The sequence below is a fragment of the Tamlana sp. 2_MG-2023 genome (genome assembly GCF_030548465.1).
GTDB lineage: Bacteria > Bacteroidota > Bacteroidia > Flavobacteriales > Flavobacteriaceae > Pseudotamlana.
In genome coordinates, this window is the sequence record NZ_JAUOSF010000010.1 from 1 (window position 1) to 15,407 (window position 15,407).

Here is a 15,407-nt window from a genome sequence, read left to right on the forward strand (position 1 = left end):
TCGTCTCATAATACTGTTCAAATTTAAAAATTATTATTCTACTTTTAAACAGTTCGATTTTAGGGGAAGCTTACAAAGATAAAGCTAAAGATTTTGCGGAGGAGGCTAGAGATACAGCTTCCGAATTTGCTAAAAATGCTAAAGAAACCTTTGGCTCTAATGATAATCAGAAATTATTAGCTGGTATTGTCGCTTTACTGTTTGGAGGTTTTGGAATTCATAAGTTTATTTTAGGATATACCAAAGAAGGTGCGACACTCTTAGGAGTATCCATCGCGGGAATTTTATTGTCCTGTTTCGGTATTGGGGCCTTGTTTGTTTGGATACCGACAGTGATAGGTTTTGTTGAAGGTATTATCTATTTGACGAAATCTGATGCCGAATTTTATAATACTTACCAACTAGGCAAGAAGCCTTGGTTTTAAATAAAATAGCTTAACTGTTTAACGTTTACTATATAAAAAAATGAGGCTGCTAAACCAATGGTTTTAGCAGCCTCATTACTTTTTAGATATAGAATTTATATTATTCTACACCAATATTATTAATGCTATCAGTGTTAGATTTTGGATTTGGACCCCATTTGTTAGAGCCGGCCTCACTGTCTTGACAGTATAAAACTAGTAGCCAAATACCACCAATTAAAGGTATTAAGGAAATCAATAGCCACCAGCCACTTTTTCCAATGTCATGCAAACGACGTACCGAAACTGCTATGCCTGGAATTAGCACGAACAATGCGTATATGCCATAAATCGGGCCATAGCCAAGTTCTCCCATGGCAATGCCTAGAACATTATCTAAAATCATTGCAACGATGGCAAAGATCATGTTAAACAATAAAAACATCCAGAATTCTTTTCGTCTTGCACGTCCGTTAAAATCTGTGTATTGTTTTAATACTTTTAAATACCAATTCATAATTTGGGTTGGGTTTTTTGGTTAATACTCTCAAATATAGGTTTTTTATTGATAATGGTGAAATTGTAAATTGATTTGCTGCGTTGTATTGTTGGAACGCGGGAAGCAGGGTGTTTGTATAAGGGCTGTTACGAGTTTCAGCAACTAATTTAGTAAACAAAAATTTTCCAAATAAGCAACGACCAAAGCAATTAATTATACACCTTGTTGGGTGTGTTTTTTTATCATTTGAATAAATCTATTTTTGGAATCATAAAACTTGGTAAAATTTCACTTAAATAGAAGTATTTATTGAACTTTTTAATATTGTCAGAAGACATTGACTTATACATATTTGGAGATGTTCCCCAATTTTCTATGTCTTTGCAAAATACTTGTGTTATTTTCTCACTTAAATTATTGTTATTAGTTTTTCTCCAGCTTTTGATAAACTTTTTTATATATCGATTAACGTAATTTTTATGATAACCTGTTATAACTTTTAAACCATCATCTAATGGTATTATATGAATAAATACTTGTTCGTAGGTTTTATCAGGATTTGACGAGTTAAATGAAAATGTTTTTGGAGGACTAAATATTGCAGAAGCATAAACTTCGAATTTGGGAAACTCAAAATATTCAAAATGGAATTCTTGTTTTGGATTTTCAATTTCTGTTTTTAATAGATTTTTAAAAATATTTAAATCATTAATTCCTAATTTTGTTCCAGTAACAAAAGCCACTTGATTAGCTTTATCTCTAACATTAACTTCTTTTAAAGTTAATATTCTTGTAAAGGTATCTAAAACTATTTCCTTTTTTCTAATTTCTGCTAAAGTAACTCTATAACTCAATAATAATTGAGCTTTGTAATTATTAAAATCTAAAGGAGGTGTTTCAATAGGTTTGAAAATTTCACTGTCGTGATTGCTACAAAGCAAGGGAAGCGAAAAAGCTTTTTTAAGACCAATTTCTTTAAATTCGGTTATTTCTCCATTTGCAGTCCATTTGTAAGGATCTTTTACTTTTCGTTCAACTAAATGTCCGTTAAATGCAATATTTTTAAGTATTCCATTTCTTTGAAGTAAATGTGAATTAATTGCTTTTTCATTGCAATTATCTATTATGCAATTTCTTTTTCTTTTAGATTCCTCTTCACTTATTTTAGAAATAAACTTATGATTCAAGTTCATCAATATAGTTTTTAGTCATAATTACACCCAACAATTGTATACAGCTACTCTCCTTCCTTGTTAAGATCCTTCAACTTATTCTCCAACTCGGCTTGAAATTCTTCCATAACTGGGCGAACGGTGCTTTCAGGTAGGTCTGCAATTTTAATGTACATAAGTCCATCAACCGAATTATTAAACAAAGGATCTACATTAAAGGCTACCAAACGTGCATTTTGTTTGATGTACTTTTTAAGTAAAACAGGAAGACGTAAAGCACCCGGTTCTATTTCATCAATAAAGCGATCAAATTTGTTTAAATCGGCTTCGGTTTCATCGAATACAAAATCCTTATCGGCGTCTTTAAGTTTTACTTTAAATTCTTTTTTAGGGCGCACGTATTGGGCAATATAAGGATCGTAGTAGTGCGATTTCATAAACTCAATCATCAACGATTTTGAGAAATTTGAAAACTGATTACTTATACTTACACCACCAATAAGGTAGTTGTGTTCAGGAAAACGGAGAGTTGTGTGTACAATACCTTTCCAAAGTAAAAATAAAGGCATTGGTTTTTGTTGGTACTCTTTAATGATAAAAGCGCGACCCATTTCAATAGATTCGCTCATCATTTTGTATAATTCGGGTTCAAACCTAAAGAGGTCTTGCAGGTAAAACCCATCAATACCATAAGCTTTAAATATCTGTGAACCTAAGCCCATACGGTAAGCGCCTACTAAAACATCCTTCTCATTGTCCCAAAGGAACATGTGGTGGTAATAATTATCAAACGGGTCTAAATCTATGTCTTCATTAGTGCCTTCACCAATTTCACGAAAGGTAATTTCACGAAGTCTACCTATCTCACGAAGAATGTTTGGTATTTTTTTCGGTTCGGCTAAAAACACCTCATAATTCTTGCTTTCAAGTAGCCTGGAGCCGTCTTCTCTAACTGTTTTAACTTCCTCCATCATGAGAAGTTGATCCACAGGAGTGACTATCTTCTTTGGTGGTTTTGGAGACTTTAAATTAGACGTAATATTGCTTGTTAGCCTTGATACTTCTTCAAAAGAGTTTGAAAGCATATACGTTTTTCGTCTTAAAAAGTCGCTAAATTCTTGTAAAGTGGTGTGTTCTTTTTGGTCTTCAACAGAAATGGGTTTCCCTATTCTAACCTTAATAACACGCTTTTTTTGTGTTAGTAATTCCGAAGGTAATTTGGCTGTTCTAAAGGTGTCGCTTATTTTAGAAAGTTTGTAAAATAAAGGACTGTTCTTGGCGTGAAAATAAATAGGAACCACTGGAACCCCAGCTTTTTGCACTAACTTCATAGCGGTTTCTTCCCAAGGGCGATCAACAACCAATTTCCCATCACGATACGTAGACACTTCCCCAGCAGGGAAAATACCTAATGGATGCCCCGAACGTAAATGCATAATCGCATTTTTAAAACCTGCAAGGCTAGATTTAGCATCTTTACGGTCTTCAAAAGGGTTTACAGGCATAATATAAGGCTTCATAGGCTCTATACGATGCAGTAAAAAATTGGCGATAATTTTAAAATCATTACGTTGCTCTAACATGAGTTTAAGCAGTAAAATGCCATCTATGCCTCCAAGCGGATGGTTAGAAATCGTAATGTATGCGCCATCCTTAGGCAGTCTTTTAAAATCCGCTTCTGGAATTTCAAATTTTATTTGAAAATCATCTAAAATAGCATCTAAAAAAGGAAGCTGACTTAGGTGTTTATTACGTTTGTATATTTTATTGAGTGTGGATATTTTTAAGACTTTCATTAAAATCCAACCTGTAAACGTGCCAAAAAATCCATATTTATCAAGTTGTATGGCTTTTGCAACTTCTTTAGCGGATACTAGTCCTAAATCTTGCGCTTTACTCATGGCTATAAAAGTACTAAATTGTTTATTTAGTAACTACTTGCGTTGTTTCTTGGGTTAATTGCTTTAATAATACCGTTTTATGGGCTTCTATTTGATGGATAGATTCTGAGTTGTAATGCCTAATGGTGTATAGGGATACATTTTCGTGGCAAGTTACCTTAAATTTTGCTTTTAAGTGGTGTAAAAGTTTGTCAAGATTATCATAAATGTTGTCAATACATACTGAAAAGCTAATAGCCGAGTTCTGAATGACATTAACTTTCATTTTACAGGTAGCTAATAAACTGAAAATTTCACTAATATTCTCTTCAACAATATATGAAAAGTCTAAAGACGATAAAGCGATAAGAGCTTGGTCTTTTTTAACAATAAAGCAGGGAATTTTAGGTTCTAAATCTTCATTTTTTCCTATTTGTGTTCCTGGCGCTTCTGGGTTTAAAAATGATTTTACAAACAAAGGGATTTCCTTGCGTTGTAAAGGTTGTAATGTTTTTGGATGAATAACTGATGCGCCGTAGAAGGCCAATTCTATAGCTTCTCGGTACGATATTTTGTTTAGTAACGTGGCATTTTCAAAATACCTAGGATCTGCATTTAGAACACCTGGAACATCTTTCCAAATGGTGACACTTTCAGCATTCAAACAATAGGCATAAATAGCGGCGGTATAATCACTACCTTCTCTGCCTAAAGTGGTTGTAAAATTATGTGAATCGCTACCTAAAAAACCTTGTGTAATATTTAAAGTTGCCCGGTTATAATTTTGTTTTATTTGTTGTTGCGTGGCGTCCCAATCTACATTAGAACGACGAAAATAACTATCGGTTTTAATGTGTTCACGAACATCAATCCAATTATTTTTTAGGTCGATACTGTTTAAGTATTCACTAACAATCGTGGTAGAGATTAATTCACCGTAGCCAATAACTTGATCGTAAACAAAACTGTAGTCTGGCGATTTATTTATTTTGAAAAACGCATGAAGCTCATTAAAAAAGGCGTTTATTTTACCGTATATAGGATGGTTTTCAATATCAAATAATTCAAGTAAAATTTCATTGTGGTATTTTCTAACTTCTTGAATGGCACTTTGTAACTCACTTTTGTTATTAAAATAATTTTGAATAACAAGTTCCAAGGCATTGGTGGTTTTACCCATAGCGGAAATTACAATTAACGTATTGCTGTAGCCCGTTTTCTGTAAAACAGAAGCCAAGTTTTTTACACCATTGGCATCTTTAACCGAAGCGCCTCCAAATTTATATATACGCATGTTACAAGTTTGCTATGTAGTTTTTTATACCAGATTCATCTAAATGTACCACGTCCCAATCTCTTAAAACTTTTGCCCCCTTTTTTTCATAAAAGGCAATCGCAGGTTCATTCCAGTCTATCACTTCCCAATTAATACGTTTTACGCCTAGTTGATGCCCGTGTTTAATCACTTGGTCTAAAAGTGCAGTTCCTAACCCGGATCCACGCATAGCCTTGCTCACTATTAAATCTTCTAAATGGATAATCTTGCCTTTCCAAGTCGAGTAGCGGTTGTAAATTAGGGCAATGCCTTCTATTTTTTCTTCAACTTCTGCAACGAAACAATGGAAAGCTGGGTTTTCTCCAAATCCATCTTTTTCCAGGTCGCTAATTGAAACTTCTACTGCATCAGGTTCCTCCTCAAAAATGGCTAATTCGTTAATTAAATTTAGTACATGAGGCATGTCCGCTTTTTTAGCGTTTCTAATTGTATAGTTCATAGTGGCTGTAATAGAGGGTCAAATATAGCTTAAAGTTCATTATTTTCGGTGTATAACCTTTTCGAAATCGTTGTAGTTATGGAAAAAATACGGATATTTGTCCTAACCAAAACACTTACATATGTCTCGACAAAAGCAAACCCTAGGAGAGTTTATTATTGAAAATCAATCTGCATTTCAATACTCTTCGGGAGAATTATCTAGTCTCCTTAACTCCATTAGATTAGCCGCAAAAGTAGTAAATCACGAAGTAAATAAGGCTGGTTTGGTCGATATAATAGGTGCTGCTGGTGATACAAATATTCAAGGTGAAGATCAACAGAAGTTAGATGTTTATGCTAACGAAAAGTTTATCCAAACGATGACTAAGCGAAATATTGTTTGTGGAATTGCAAGTGAAGAGGAAGATGATTTTATTGCGATAAATAGTCAAGATGAAAATAATGGAAACAAGTATGTGGTTTTAATTGATCCTTTAGATGGTTCTTCAAATATTGATGTAAACGTATCAGTAGGAACGATTTTTTCTATTTACAGAAGGGTAACTCCGGTAGGTACACCGGTTAAGATTGAGGATTTCCTTCAGAAAGGAAGTGAGCAAGTGGCTGCGGGTTATGTTGTTTACGGAACATCAACTATGATTGTTTATACTACAGGAGCAGGAGTGAACGGTTTTACATTAAACCCGGCTATTGGCTCGTTTTACTTATCGCATCCAGATATGGTTTTCCCAGAAGACGGACATATTTATTCTGTGAATGAAGGAAATTATATTCACTTTCCTCAGGGTATAAAAAACTATATTAAGTATTGCCAACAGGAAGAAGGTGATAGGCCTTACACATCAAGATACATTGGTTCTTTGGTTTCTGATTTTCATAGAAATATGATTAAAGGAGGTATTTATTTATACCCTCAAAGTTCTAAAAACCCTAAAGGAAAATTACGTTTGTTATATGAATGTAACCCGATTGCTTTCTTAGCAGAACAGGCTAACGGGAAATCTAGTGATGGTTTTACGCGTACTTTAGATGTACAACCTACCGAATTACATGAACGTGTGCCTTTTATTTGTGGAAGTAAAAATATGGTTGAAAAAGCCGAAGCATTTATGCGTGAAGCACATGGGGAATAATTTGTTTGATTACCGATAAACAGCCATAATACTAAAGAAATTTTCATTTTGTCCTTTAGAACCTGCCTGTCGGCAGACAGTGGAGGTCCTGCTGAAGAGTCTTTCAGTTGTTAGAGAGATTCCTCGATTCCTCGGAATGACATGAATCACATCAGTTATGTTTACGAATATGTTGTAAGCAGTAATATGATTAAAAATAAAAACAAAAAGGCGATGAAATTAATCATCGCCTTTTTTTATTTAGAATTTATAGTATGTGGTTTAGTGCTCTACATAATAATCGTAAACTACAACTTCACCGTAGTTGTTAGATTTTCCAGTTTCGCTACCTTCTTTTTCAGCATTACTCTGTGTGTAGTTACCAATTTTAAAGTAAGCCTCACCGTAATCTCTGTCCATTAGAACAGAGTTGCTTCCGTCTTTCACTAAGTAAGATGATGCGTTTCCGTTAGCGTAAGCGTTTTTAAGGTTACCATCTTCACTGTAGTAACAATAGTGTTTACCATCTTTCACTTCAAAAATAACTTCATGAGTAGTTCCAAGTGAGTAGTTTGTTTTAATAGTTACTTCATCTCTTAACACACCGCCATTAAAGCTTAAAAATAGGTGACTTCCCTCTAGTCTTAATACCATAGCATCATCAATGCCATCACTTTTATTACCGTGAATTTGAGTGGCTACTAAATGATCTTTTACAATTGGTAAATGTGTGATTGCTTGTTGTACATAAACAACATGTGTTCCAGAAGTCGTCCAGTAGATATCCGATCCACCATCTGCTTCACGTTCTCTAAGTTCTGAACGGATGTAGTCTGAATTAGGTGTTGATCCGTTATTACTTCTAATTGGCACACGGAAAACCATACCGTTTTTATCACTGTTCACATAGAAATATTCGTTGTTAGCTTCTCCACATAACGTTTTGTCTTCCACACCATCTGGGTAAGTGATTTTCCATTGGTTACAGTTGCTCATTAAATCTGAAGGGATACTTGCGTTTCCAGGTTCTACTTCTCCAGAACCAGAGTCACCACCTCCAGAACCAGAATCATCACCTCCAGTAGAGAAAACTTGTACCTCTGCTAATGAAAGGGCATTTGTATCTTTTAATTTAATTCTTACTCGAGCACCAGTAACACCACCTGTGTTGATTGTAACTGATGGGTTTGGTGAGTCTGTTATAGTTGTTTTGTATGCTAAATCACCGTTGTCTTTATATACAAATACATCAAAATTGTTTAAACGTGCTTTACAACAGCTATCTGTACGGTTAAAGATTTTAATGCTTCCGATTGTGTAATCTTGACCTAAACGTACTTGCCACCATGGTTGTGCTTCACTTGATGTATGGGTAACACTGCCGTTAGACCATGCACCATTTGTGTTTCCATCAACAGCACGACTTGGATTTCCCCCATGGCTTACAGAAGATTGTTCTGCCGTTTTTCCTAGTGCTAGGTTTTCTGAGGTACTTTCGTCTACATCAACAGGTGTAATGCGTATCCAGTTGATGTTCCAACCACCACCGGTAGCTAAAAGTTTAAGGGTACTACTTCCTGCAGATAAATCTACTGTTTTAGAAGTGGTAACCCAGGATTGGTACGACCCTGTAGAGGCCTTGTTAACGTTACTTAATTTTGTGCCATCTTGGTAGAAGTCAAATTTAGAAGTGTTAGTTTTTGAAGCGACTCTAAATTCAAATTTATAACTTCCAGAAGCTGGTACGTCGATGTCGTATTCTAAATAGTCTCCGGTGTCTATCCAACCTACGTTTAATCCGCCACCAGAATCGGCAGTATTCTCTGTTTTAATACCACTTTGGCTATCATAAGCTTCTGCTTGAATGGTTACGGCTGATTTGGATGATAATGTTGATTTGGAATATGCAGATGCGGCGGTTTTTTCGGCTTCTGAAGCTGTTTCGGTTTCTAATACTTCTTCACTTGAACAAGCGAAGATGGTAAAAATGAGGGCTGATGTTGCGAGGCTAAAAAATGTTGCCTTGCTAACTTTTGAAAATCTGTTTTTCATTGTTAATTAATTTAAATTAGTTTAGTAATAGATTAATATTTAACTGGTTAACTAAAGTGGTAAACCAATATGGTTTGCCAAATGTATACGAAAAAAGAGAAATTCCAAATTTTAGCAGTATAATTTTATTATAATGGCAATAAAAGTGTTAAAAAATTACCGTTTGTCGGGTTTTTTAGATTATTTCAATCGATTTAGTTGATATTTAGGTGTTTAAGGTGTTGTGTTTAATAAGAATTATGTGGTTCATTTTTATTTATAATAAGATAATCTTAGAATTAAGCACAAAAAAAAGCGAACTGAAGAGTTCGCTTTTTTTTTACACTAAATTAAAATTTACTACATAGCAACTAAATCGCCAGTCATATCTTTTGATGGTAAGTTTGATTTACCCATCAAATAAATATCAACTTGTCTAGCAGCTTCTCTACCTTCAGAAATCGCCCAAACAATTAATGATTGTCCGCGGCGCATATCTCCAGCAGTGAATATATGAGGTACATTTGTTTGATATTTTCCGTATTCAGCTTTATAGTTAGATCGGGCATCCTTTTGAATACCTAATTTATCAGCTAAAGTGCTTTCAGGACCTGTAAAACCAAGTGCTAATAAAGCTAAGTCACAAGGCCAAGTTTTTTCTGTTCCAGCAATTTCAATTAATTGCGGACGCTCACCTGGTACCATTTTCCATTCTACATTTACAGTTTTTAAAGCCGTTAATTTTCCGTTTTCATCTTTGATGAATTCTTTGGTGTTAATTAACCAGTTTCTTTCAACACCTTCTTGGTGAGAAGATGATGTTTTTAACTGTAATGGCCAGAAAGGCCAAGGTGTAGATGGTGAACGGTGTCCTGGAGGTTTCGGCATGATTTCAAAATTCACCACCGATTTGGCTCCTTGACGGTTAGAGGTTCCAACGCAGTCAGATCCTGTATCTCCACCACCAATAACAATAACATTTTTATCTGTAGCTAATACTTGATCTTCAATTGTTTGACCAAATACTACTTTAGTTTGTTGTGTTAAGAAATCCATAGCTTGAACCACACCATCGGCATCTGCTCCAGGCGTTGGTAAACTTCTTCTTTCAGTTGCTCCACCACAAAGCACTACAGAATCGAATGCTTTTAAATCTTTAACATCATAATTAACACCAACGTTTACGTTTGTCTTAAAGGTGATGCCTTCAGCTTCTAAAATAGCCACACGACGGTCGATAATCCCTTTTTCCATTTTGAAATTAGGAATTCCGTAGCGTAATAATCCACCGATAGCGTCATCACGTTCAAAAACAGTTACCGTATGTCCTGCTCTATTTAATTGTTGAGCAGCAGCAAGACCAGCAGGGCCAGAACCAACAATGGCTATGGTTTTTCCTGTTCTAGTTTTAGGAGGTTGAGGTTTAATCCAGCCTTCTTTAAAAGCGCGTTCAACGATGTGTTTTTCAATATCTTCAATAGCGACAGGGTCTTCAATAATACCTAATACACATGATTTTTCGCATGGTGCAGGACATAATCTTCCTGTAAATTCAGGGAAGTTATTGGTAGAATGCAGTAACCAAGAGGCTTTTTGCCATTCACCTTGATGTACCATATGATTGAAATCTGGAATTAAGTTTCCTAGAGGGCAACCACTGTGACAAAAAGGAATACCACAATCCATACAACGGGATCCTTGTCTTTCTTCTTCTGCTTTACTTAATGGTAAAGTGAATTCGTTATAATTTTTTACACGATCCTTAACCGGTTCGTATGCTTCATCTTGTCTTTCAAATTCTTTAAATCCAGTTACTTTTCCCATGACACTATGCTATTGTTAATTCTTCTACCATTGGTTCTTCAGTCTCTAAACGTTTTAGGGCACGTTTGTATTCTATTGGCATCACTTTTACAAAGTTTGTTAAGCTCGTTTCCCAGTTTTCCAATAATTCTTTACCTCTATTACTATCTGTATAAAGCACGTGCTTTTCTATAGCTTGTTTTAATTCTGTTTCATCTTCTGATGTGATGTCTTCAAATTCTATAGTTTCTGTGTTACATAAACCATTTATGAATTTGTTTTCAGGATCGTAAACATAAGCGATACCACCACTCATACCTGCAGCAAAGTTTCTACCAGTTGACCCTAATACAATCACACGACCACCAGTCATATACTCACAACCGTGATCTCCAACACCTTCTACAACTGTTGTTGCTCCAGAGTTACGAACCGCAAAACGTTCTCCTGCGATACCGTTTATATAAGCTTCACCTTCAACAGCACCGAATAGACAAACGTTACCAACGATGATATTGTTTTCAGCGATAAAGTCTGCTTTTGCAGGTTTCTTGATGATTAATTTAGCTCCAGATAACCCTTTACCTAAATAATCATTGGTGTTACCTTCAACAGTAAATGTTAAACCATGAGCTCCAAATGCACCGAAACTTTGTCCGGCAGAACCTGTAAAGTTGATGTTTAAGGTGTCTTCAGGTAAACCTAAATGGCCGTAAATTTTAGAAATCTCGTTACTTACAATAGCTCCAACGGTACGGTTAATGTTGTTTATTGGATATGATAAGTTTGTTTTTTCTTTTCTGTATAAAGCTCTGTGCGAATCTTTTAATATGGTAAAATCAATAACTTTTTCTAAGTTGTGATCTTGTGTTTCTGTGTTTCTTACAGTAAGTTCTCTATATGAACTTGGTCTGTGTAGGATGCTAGATAAATCTAAACCTTTAGCTTTATAATGTTTAATGGCTTTGTTGGCATTAATTTTATGCGTTTGACCAACCATTTCTGCTAAAGTTCTAAATCCTAATTGCGCCATAATCGCTCTTAATTCTTCAGCAATATAGAAGAAGAAGTTAATCACGTGTTCTGGTGTTCCTTTGAAGTTTTTACGTAACTCTTTATCTTGAGTTGCGATTCCAACAGGACAAGTATTTAAGTGACACTTACGCATCATGATACATCCAGAAGCTACTAATGGAGCTGTTGCAAATCCGAATTCTTCAGCACCTAATAAAGCAGCGATAGCAACATCACGACCTGTTTTTAATTGGCCGTCACATTCTACAACAATACGGCTTCTTAAGTTGTTAAGTACTAAAGTTTGTTGTGCTTCAGATAAACCAAGTTCCCAAGGTAAACCAGCATGTTTTAAAGAGGTAAGTGGCGACGCCCCTGTTCCTCCATCGTATCCTGAGATAAGAACAACATCTGCTTTTGCTTTGGCAACACCAGCAGCAATAGTTCCTACACCAACTTCAGATACTAATTTTACATTAACTCGTGCCTCACGATTGGCATTCTTTAAATCGAAAATTAATTGTGCTAAATCTTCAATAGAATAAATGTCATGATGCGGAGGTGGTGAAATTAACCCTACGAAAGGTGTTGAATTTCTAGCTGAAGCAATCCATGGCAATACTTTCTCACCAGGTAATTGTCCGCCCTCACCAGGTTTAGCACCTTGAGCCATTTTAATTTGAATTTCCTTCGCATTAGATAAGTAATGAGAAGTTACTCCAAAACGCCCAGAGGCTACTTGTTTGATAGCAGAGTTTCTACTATCACCATTCATATCTTTTTGGAAACGTTTTCTGTCTTCTCCACCTTCACCAGAATTGGATTTACCTCCAATACGGTTCATGGCGATCGCTAAATTTTCGTGTGCTTCACGAGAAATAGATCCGTAAGACATCGCTCCTGTTTTGAAACGTTTTACGATTTCTGTCCATGGTTCTACTTCCTCTAAAGGAATTGGATCTAAATTATCAAACTCAAATAAACCACGAATGGTCATTAAGTTTTCCGATTGTTCGTTTATGGCTTTTGAATAAACATCGTAACTCGCTTGATCACTTAATCTAACCGCTTGTTGCAGTTTAGCAACCGTTGTTGGGTTGAATAAGTGGCGCTCACCGTTACGTCTCCAACGGTAATCCCCTCCAATGTTTAAACCTAGGTTTTTATCAACCTTATTGTCTGGGTAAGCTTGTTTATAACGCTCGTTTATTTCTTTTTCTATTTCGTATAATCCGATACCTTCAACTCTTGAAGCGGTGTATGGGAAGTATTTTTCAACAAATTGCGAGTTGAAACCAACGATTTCGAAAATTTGAGAACCTCTATATGAGTGTAAAGTCGAGATTCCAATTTTATTCATAATTTTAAGAATACCAGTTCCAATGGCTTTGTTGAAATTATCAACGGCTTTTTGCTCGTCCATACCTTCAATGAAACCTTCTTTTACTTGCATTCTAATAATTTCATTCACCATGTATGGGTTAATGGCACTGGCGCCATAACCAAATAAAGTAGCAAAATGATGTGGTTCACGAGGTTCTGCAGATTCGATAATGATATCGAAATTAGAACGCTTACGTAAACGGTTTAATTGGTGATTTACATAAGAACAGGCCAATAAACAAGGTATTGGAGCAAATTCTTGGTTCACACCTCTATCAGAAAGAATAATAATATTCGTTTTTCTAGCTAAGGCTTTTTCAATTTGTACAACAATATCCTCTAAAGCATCTTCCAGTCCGTTAAGACCTTTGTTTTTCGGATATAATATTTGAATCGTTTCAGCTTTAAAGGCTTCAATTGAAATGCTTCTAATTTTCTCTAAATCTGCATTAGAAATTACAGGATTTTGAATACGAAGCTTTCTACATTGTCTTTCAGTAATGCTGAAAATGTTTCTGTCTTTACCTAAATTCAAACTAATATCGGTAACAATTTCTTCACGAATACCATCTAAAGGTGGATTGGTAACCTGAGCGAATAATTGTTTGAAGTAGTTTGAAATTAATTGTGGTCTATCTGATAGTACAGCCAAAGGCGTATCAATACCCATAGATCCTAAAGCTTCCTTACCGGCAATAGCCATTGGCGTGATAACTTCTTGAATATCTTCGAACGTATAGTTAAATAAACGTTGTCTAGTTTTGATATCAATAGTTTCAATTGGGCAAGTTTCGCTAGTATAAGGAACGTCTTTTAAGTGTAATCTTGTTTTGTCTAACCATTCTTTATATGGTCTTTCAGAAACAATTTTGCTTTTAATTTCTTCATCGCCTATAATGCGACCTTCATTCATATCAACCAAGAACATTTTTCCTGGCTCTAATCTTCCGTGTTCTTTAACGTCTTCTGGAGCAACTTCAACCACGCCAATTTCAGATGACATGATTAGTTTTCCACTTTTAGTTACGGTATATCTTGATGGTCTTAAACCATTTCTATCTAATAAAGCACCAACATAATCACCGTCTGTAAAAGGTACAGAGGCAGGGCCATCCCAAGGCTCCATGATACAAGCATTATATTCGTAAAATGCTTTACGTTCGTCAGACATGGTTTTGTGTTTTTCCCATGCTTCAGGAATCATCATCATCATGATTTCTGGTAAAGAACGTCCGGTATGTGTTAATAATTCCACAACCATATCCATAGAAGCCGAATCTGACTTTCCTGGAAGGATAATTGGGAATAATTTGTCTATTTGTGGTCCGAAAACATCAGATTTCATGATTTCTTCACGAACACGCATACGACTTACGTTTCCACGTAAGGTATTAATTTCTCCATTCTGACACATAAAACGGAAAGGCTGAGCCAATTCCCAAGTAGGCATCGTGTTTGTAGAGAAACGTTGGTGTACTAAAGCCAAACGTGTTACTAAGTCAATTTGCTGTAAATCGGTATAATAAGGGCCAATATCTTCAGGCATAATAATACCTTTATAGATAATGGTTGTATTAGATAAACTAGGTACGTAGAAATAAGCACTTTCAGAGATTTTAGATTCTCTAATTTTGTGCTCTGTTATTTTTCTTGCAGCATATAGTTTTGCTTTGAAATCTGCTTCAGAAATCTCATCAGATTTACCAATAAAAAGTTGCTCGATATTTGGTTCTGATGCTAATGCAATCTCACCTAATTGTGAAGAATCAACTGGAACTTTTCTCCAGCCTAAAACAACGAGTCCTTGCGTATTTACTTCTTTTTCGAAAGTTGTTTTACAAAATTGGTATTGGTTGGTTACTTTAGGTAAGAATACCATTCCAACCGCATATTCACGTTGTTCTGGGATAGTAAAATCACAAACGCGTGTAAAATAATCATGAGGAATATCTATTAATAATCCTGCACCATCACCAGTTTTCCCATCGGCACTAACACCTCCACGGTGTTCCAATTTCACGAGTATTTCTAAGGCGTCATGAATGATTTGATTTGTCTTCTCTCCTTTAAGATTACAAATGAAACCGGCGCCACAGTTTTCATGTTCAAATTCTGGCAAATAAAGTCCTTGTTTCTTCAGCATAATCAACAATAATTGGTTTTAAAAACTTGAGTTGAAATGTAAAGATATGGAGTCCCTTTAGAATAACAATAGGCTAGAATTCATTATTTCGGTTTTAGGAGTTAACTTAATATTATTATAATGATATGTCAATATTAATGAGCTTTTTTAATAAATATTCAAATAGAAAAAGTGGTCTATTTATATAGA

At 35.3% G+C, this 15,407-nt stretch carries 10 protein-coding genes; 2 read left to right on the forward strand and 8 right to left on the reverse strand.

Features of this window, described 5'->3' with window-relative positions; all coding sequences use genetic code 11:
• Nucleotides 1–56: 56 nt before the first annotated feature.
• Nucleotides 57–425: a TM2 domain-containing protein gene (locus Q4566_RS14435; protein WP_303422780.1), complete on the forward strand. Its 369-nt coding sequence runs from the start codon at nucleotides 57–59 to the stop codon at nucleotides 423–425.
• Between the two features lie 100 nt (nucleotides 426–525).
• On the opposite strand, the gene Q4566_RS14440 is transcribed toward Q4566_RS14435, so the two are convergent.
• The 5 genes from Q4566_RS14440 to Q4566_RS14460 form a co-directional block, all read right to left on the reverse strand.
• On the reverse strand, nucleotides 526–921 hold the full coding sequence (locus tag Q4566_RS14440) for a DUF805 domain-containing protein (protein ID WP_303422619.1): 396 nt from the start codon (nucleotides 919–921) through the stop codon (nucleotides 526–528).
• A gap of 224 nt (nucleotides 922–1,145) precedes the next feature.
• On the reverse strand, nucleotides 1,146–2,090 hold the full coding sequence (locus Q4566_RS14445) for a hypothetical protein (protein ID WP_303422622.1): 945 nt from the start codon (nucleotides 2,088–2,090) through the stop codon (nucleotides 1,146–1,148).
• Between the two features lie 50 nt (nucleotides 2,091–2,140).
• Nucleotides 2,141–3,976: a lysophospholipid acyltransferase family protein gene (locus Q4566_RS14450; RefSeq protein WP_303422625.1), complete on the reverse strand. Its 1,836-nt coding sequence runs from the start codon at nucleotides 3,974–3,976 to the stop codon at nucleotides 2,141–2,143.
• A 22-nt stretch (nucleotides 3,977–3,998) separates the two neighbouring features.
• Nucleotides 3,999–5,249, reverse strand: coding sequence for an aspartate kinase (locus Q4566_RS14455; RefSeq protein ID WP_303422628.1), 1,251 nt, complete (start codon nucleotides 5,247–5,249; stop codon nucleotides 3,999–4,001).
• A gap of 1 nt (nucleotide 5,250) precedes the next feature.
• Nucleotides 5,251–5,730 (reverse strand): GNAT family N-acetyltransferase, encoded by a 480-nt coding sequence (locus Q4566_RS14460; RefSeq protein ID WP_303422631.1) that lies wholly within the window; start codon nucleotides 5,728–5,730, stop codon nucleotides 5,251–5,253.
• Between the two features lie 121 nt (nucleotides 5,731–5,851).
• On the opposite strand from Q4566_RS14460, the gene fbp reads away from it, so the two are divergent.
• Entirely contained in the window at nucleotides 5,852–6,865 is a 1,014-nt protein-coding gene (gene fbp / locus Q4566_RS14465; protein ID WP_303422634.1) for a class 1 fructose-bisphosphatase, read from the forward strand.
• A gap of 261 nt (nucleotides 6,866–7,126) precedes the next feature.
• Here the strand turns inward: fbp and Q4566_RS14470 are convergent, their stop codons facing one another.
• The 3 genes from Q4566_RS14470 to gltB form a co-directional block, all read right to left on the reverse strand.
• Nucleotides 7,127–8,896, reverse strand: coding sequence for a carbohydrate-binding protein (locus Q4566_RS14470; protein WP_303422638.1), 1,770 nt, complete (start codon nucleotides 8,894–8,896; stop codon nucleotides 7,127–7,129).
• Nucleotides 8,897–9,235: 339 nt separating this feature from the next.
• On the reverse strand, nucleotides 9,236–10,699 hold the full coding sequence (locus Q4566_RS14475; RefSeq protein WP_303422641.1) for a glutamate synthase subunit beta: 1,464 nt from the start codon (nucleotides 10,697–10,699) through the stop codon (nucleotides 9,236–9,238).
• Nucleotides 10,700–10,703: 4 nt separating this feature from the next.
• Complete coding sequence (gene gltB / locus Q4566_RS14480) at nucleotides 10,704–15,218, reverse strand: glutamate synthase large subunit (protein WP_303422644.1); 4,515 nt, start codon at nucleotides 15,216–15,218, stop codon at nucleotides 10,704–10,706.
• Between the last annotated feature and the right edge of the window lie 189 nt (nucleotides 15,219–15,407).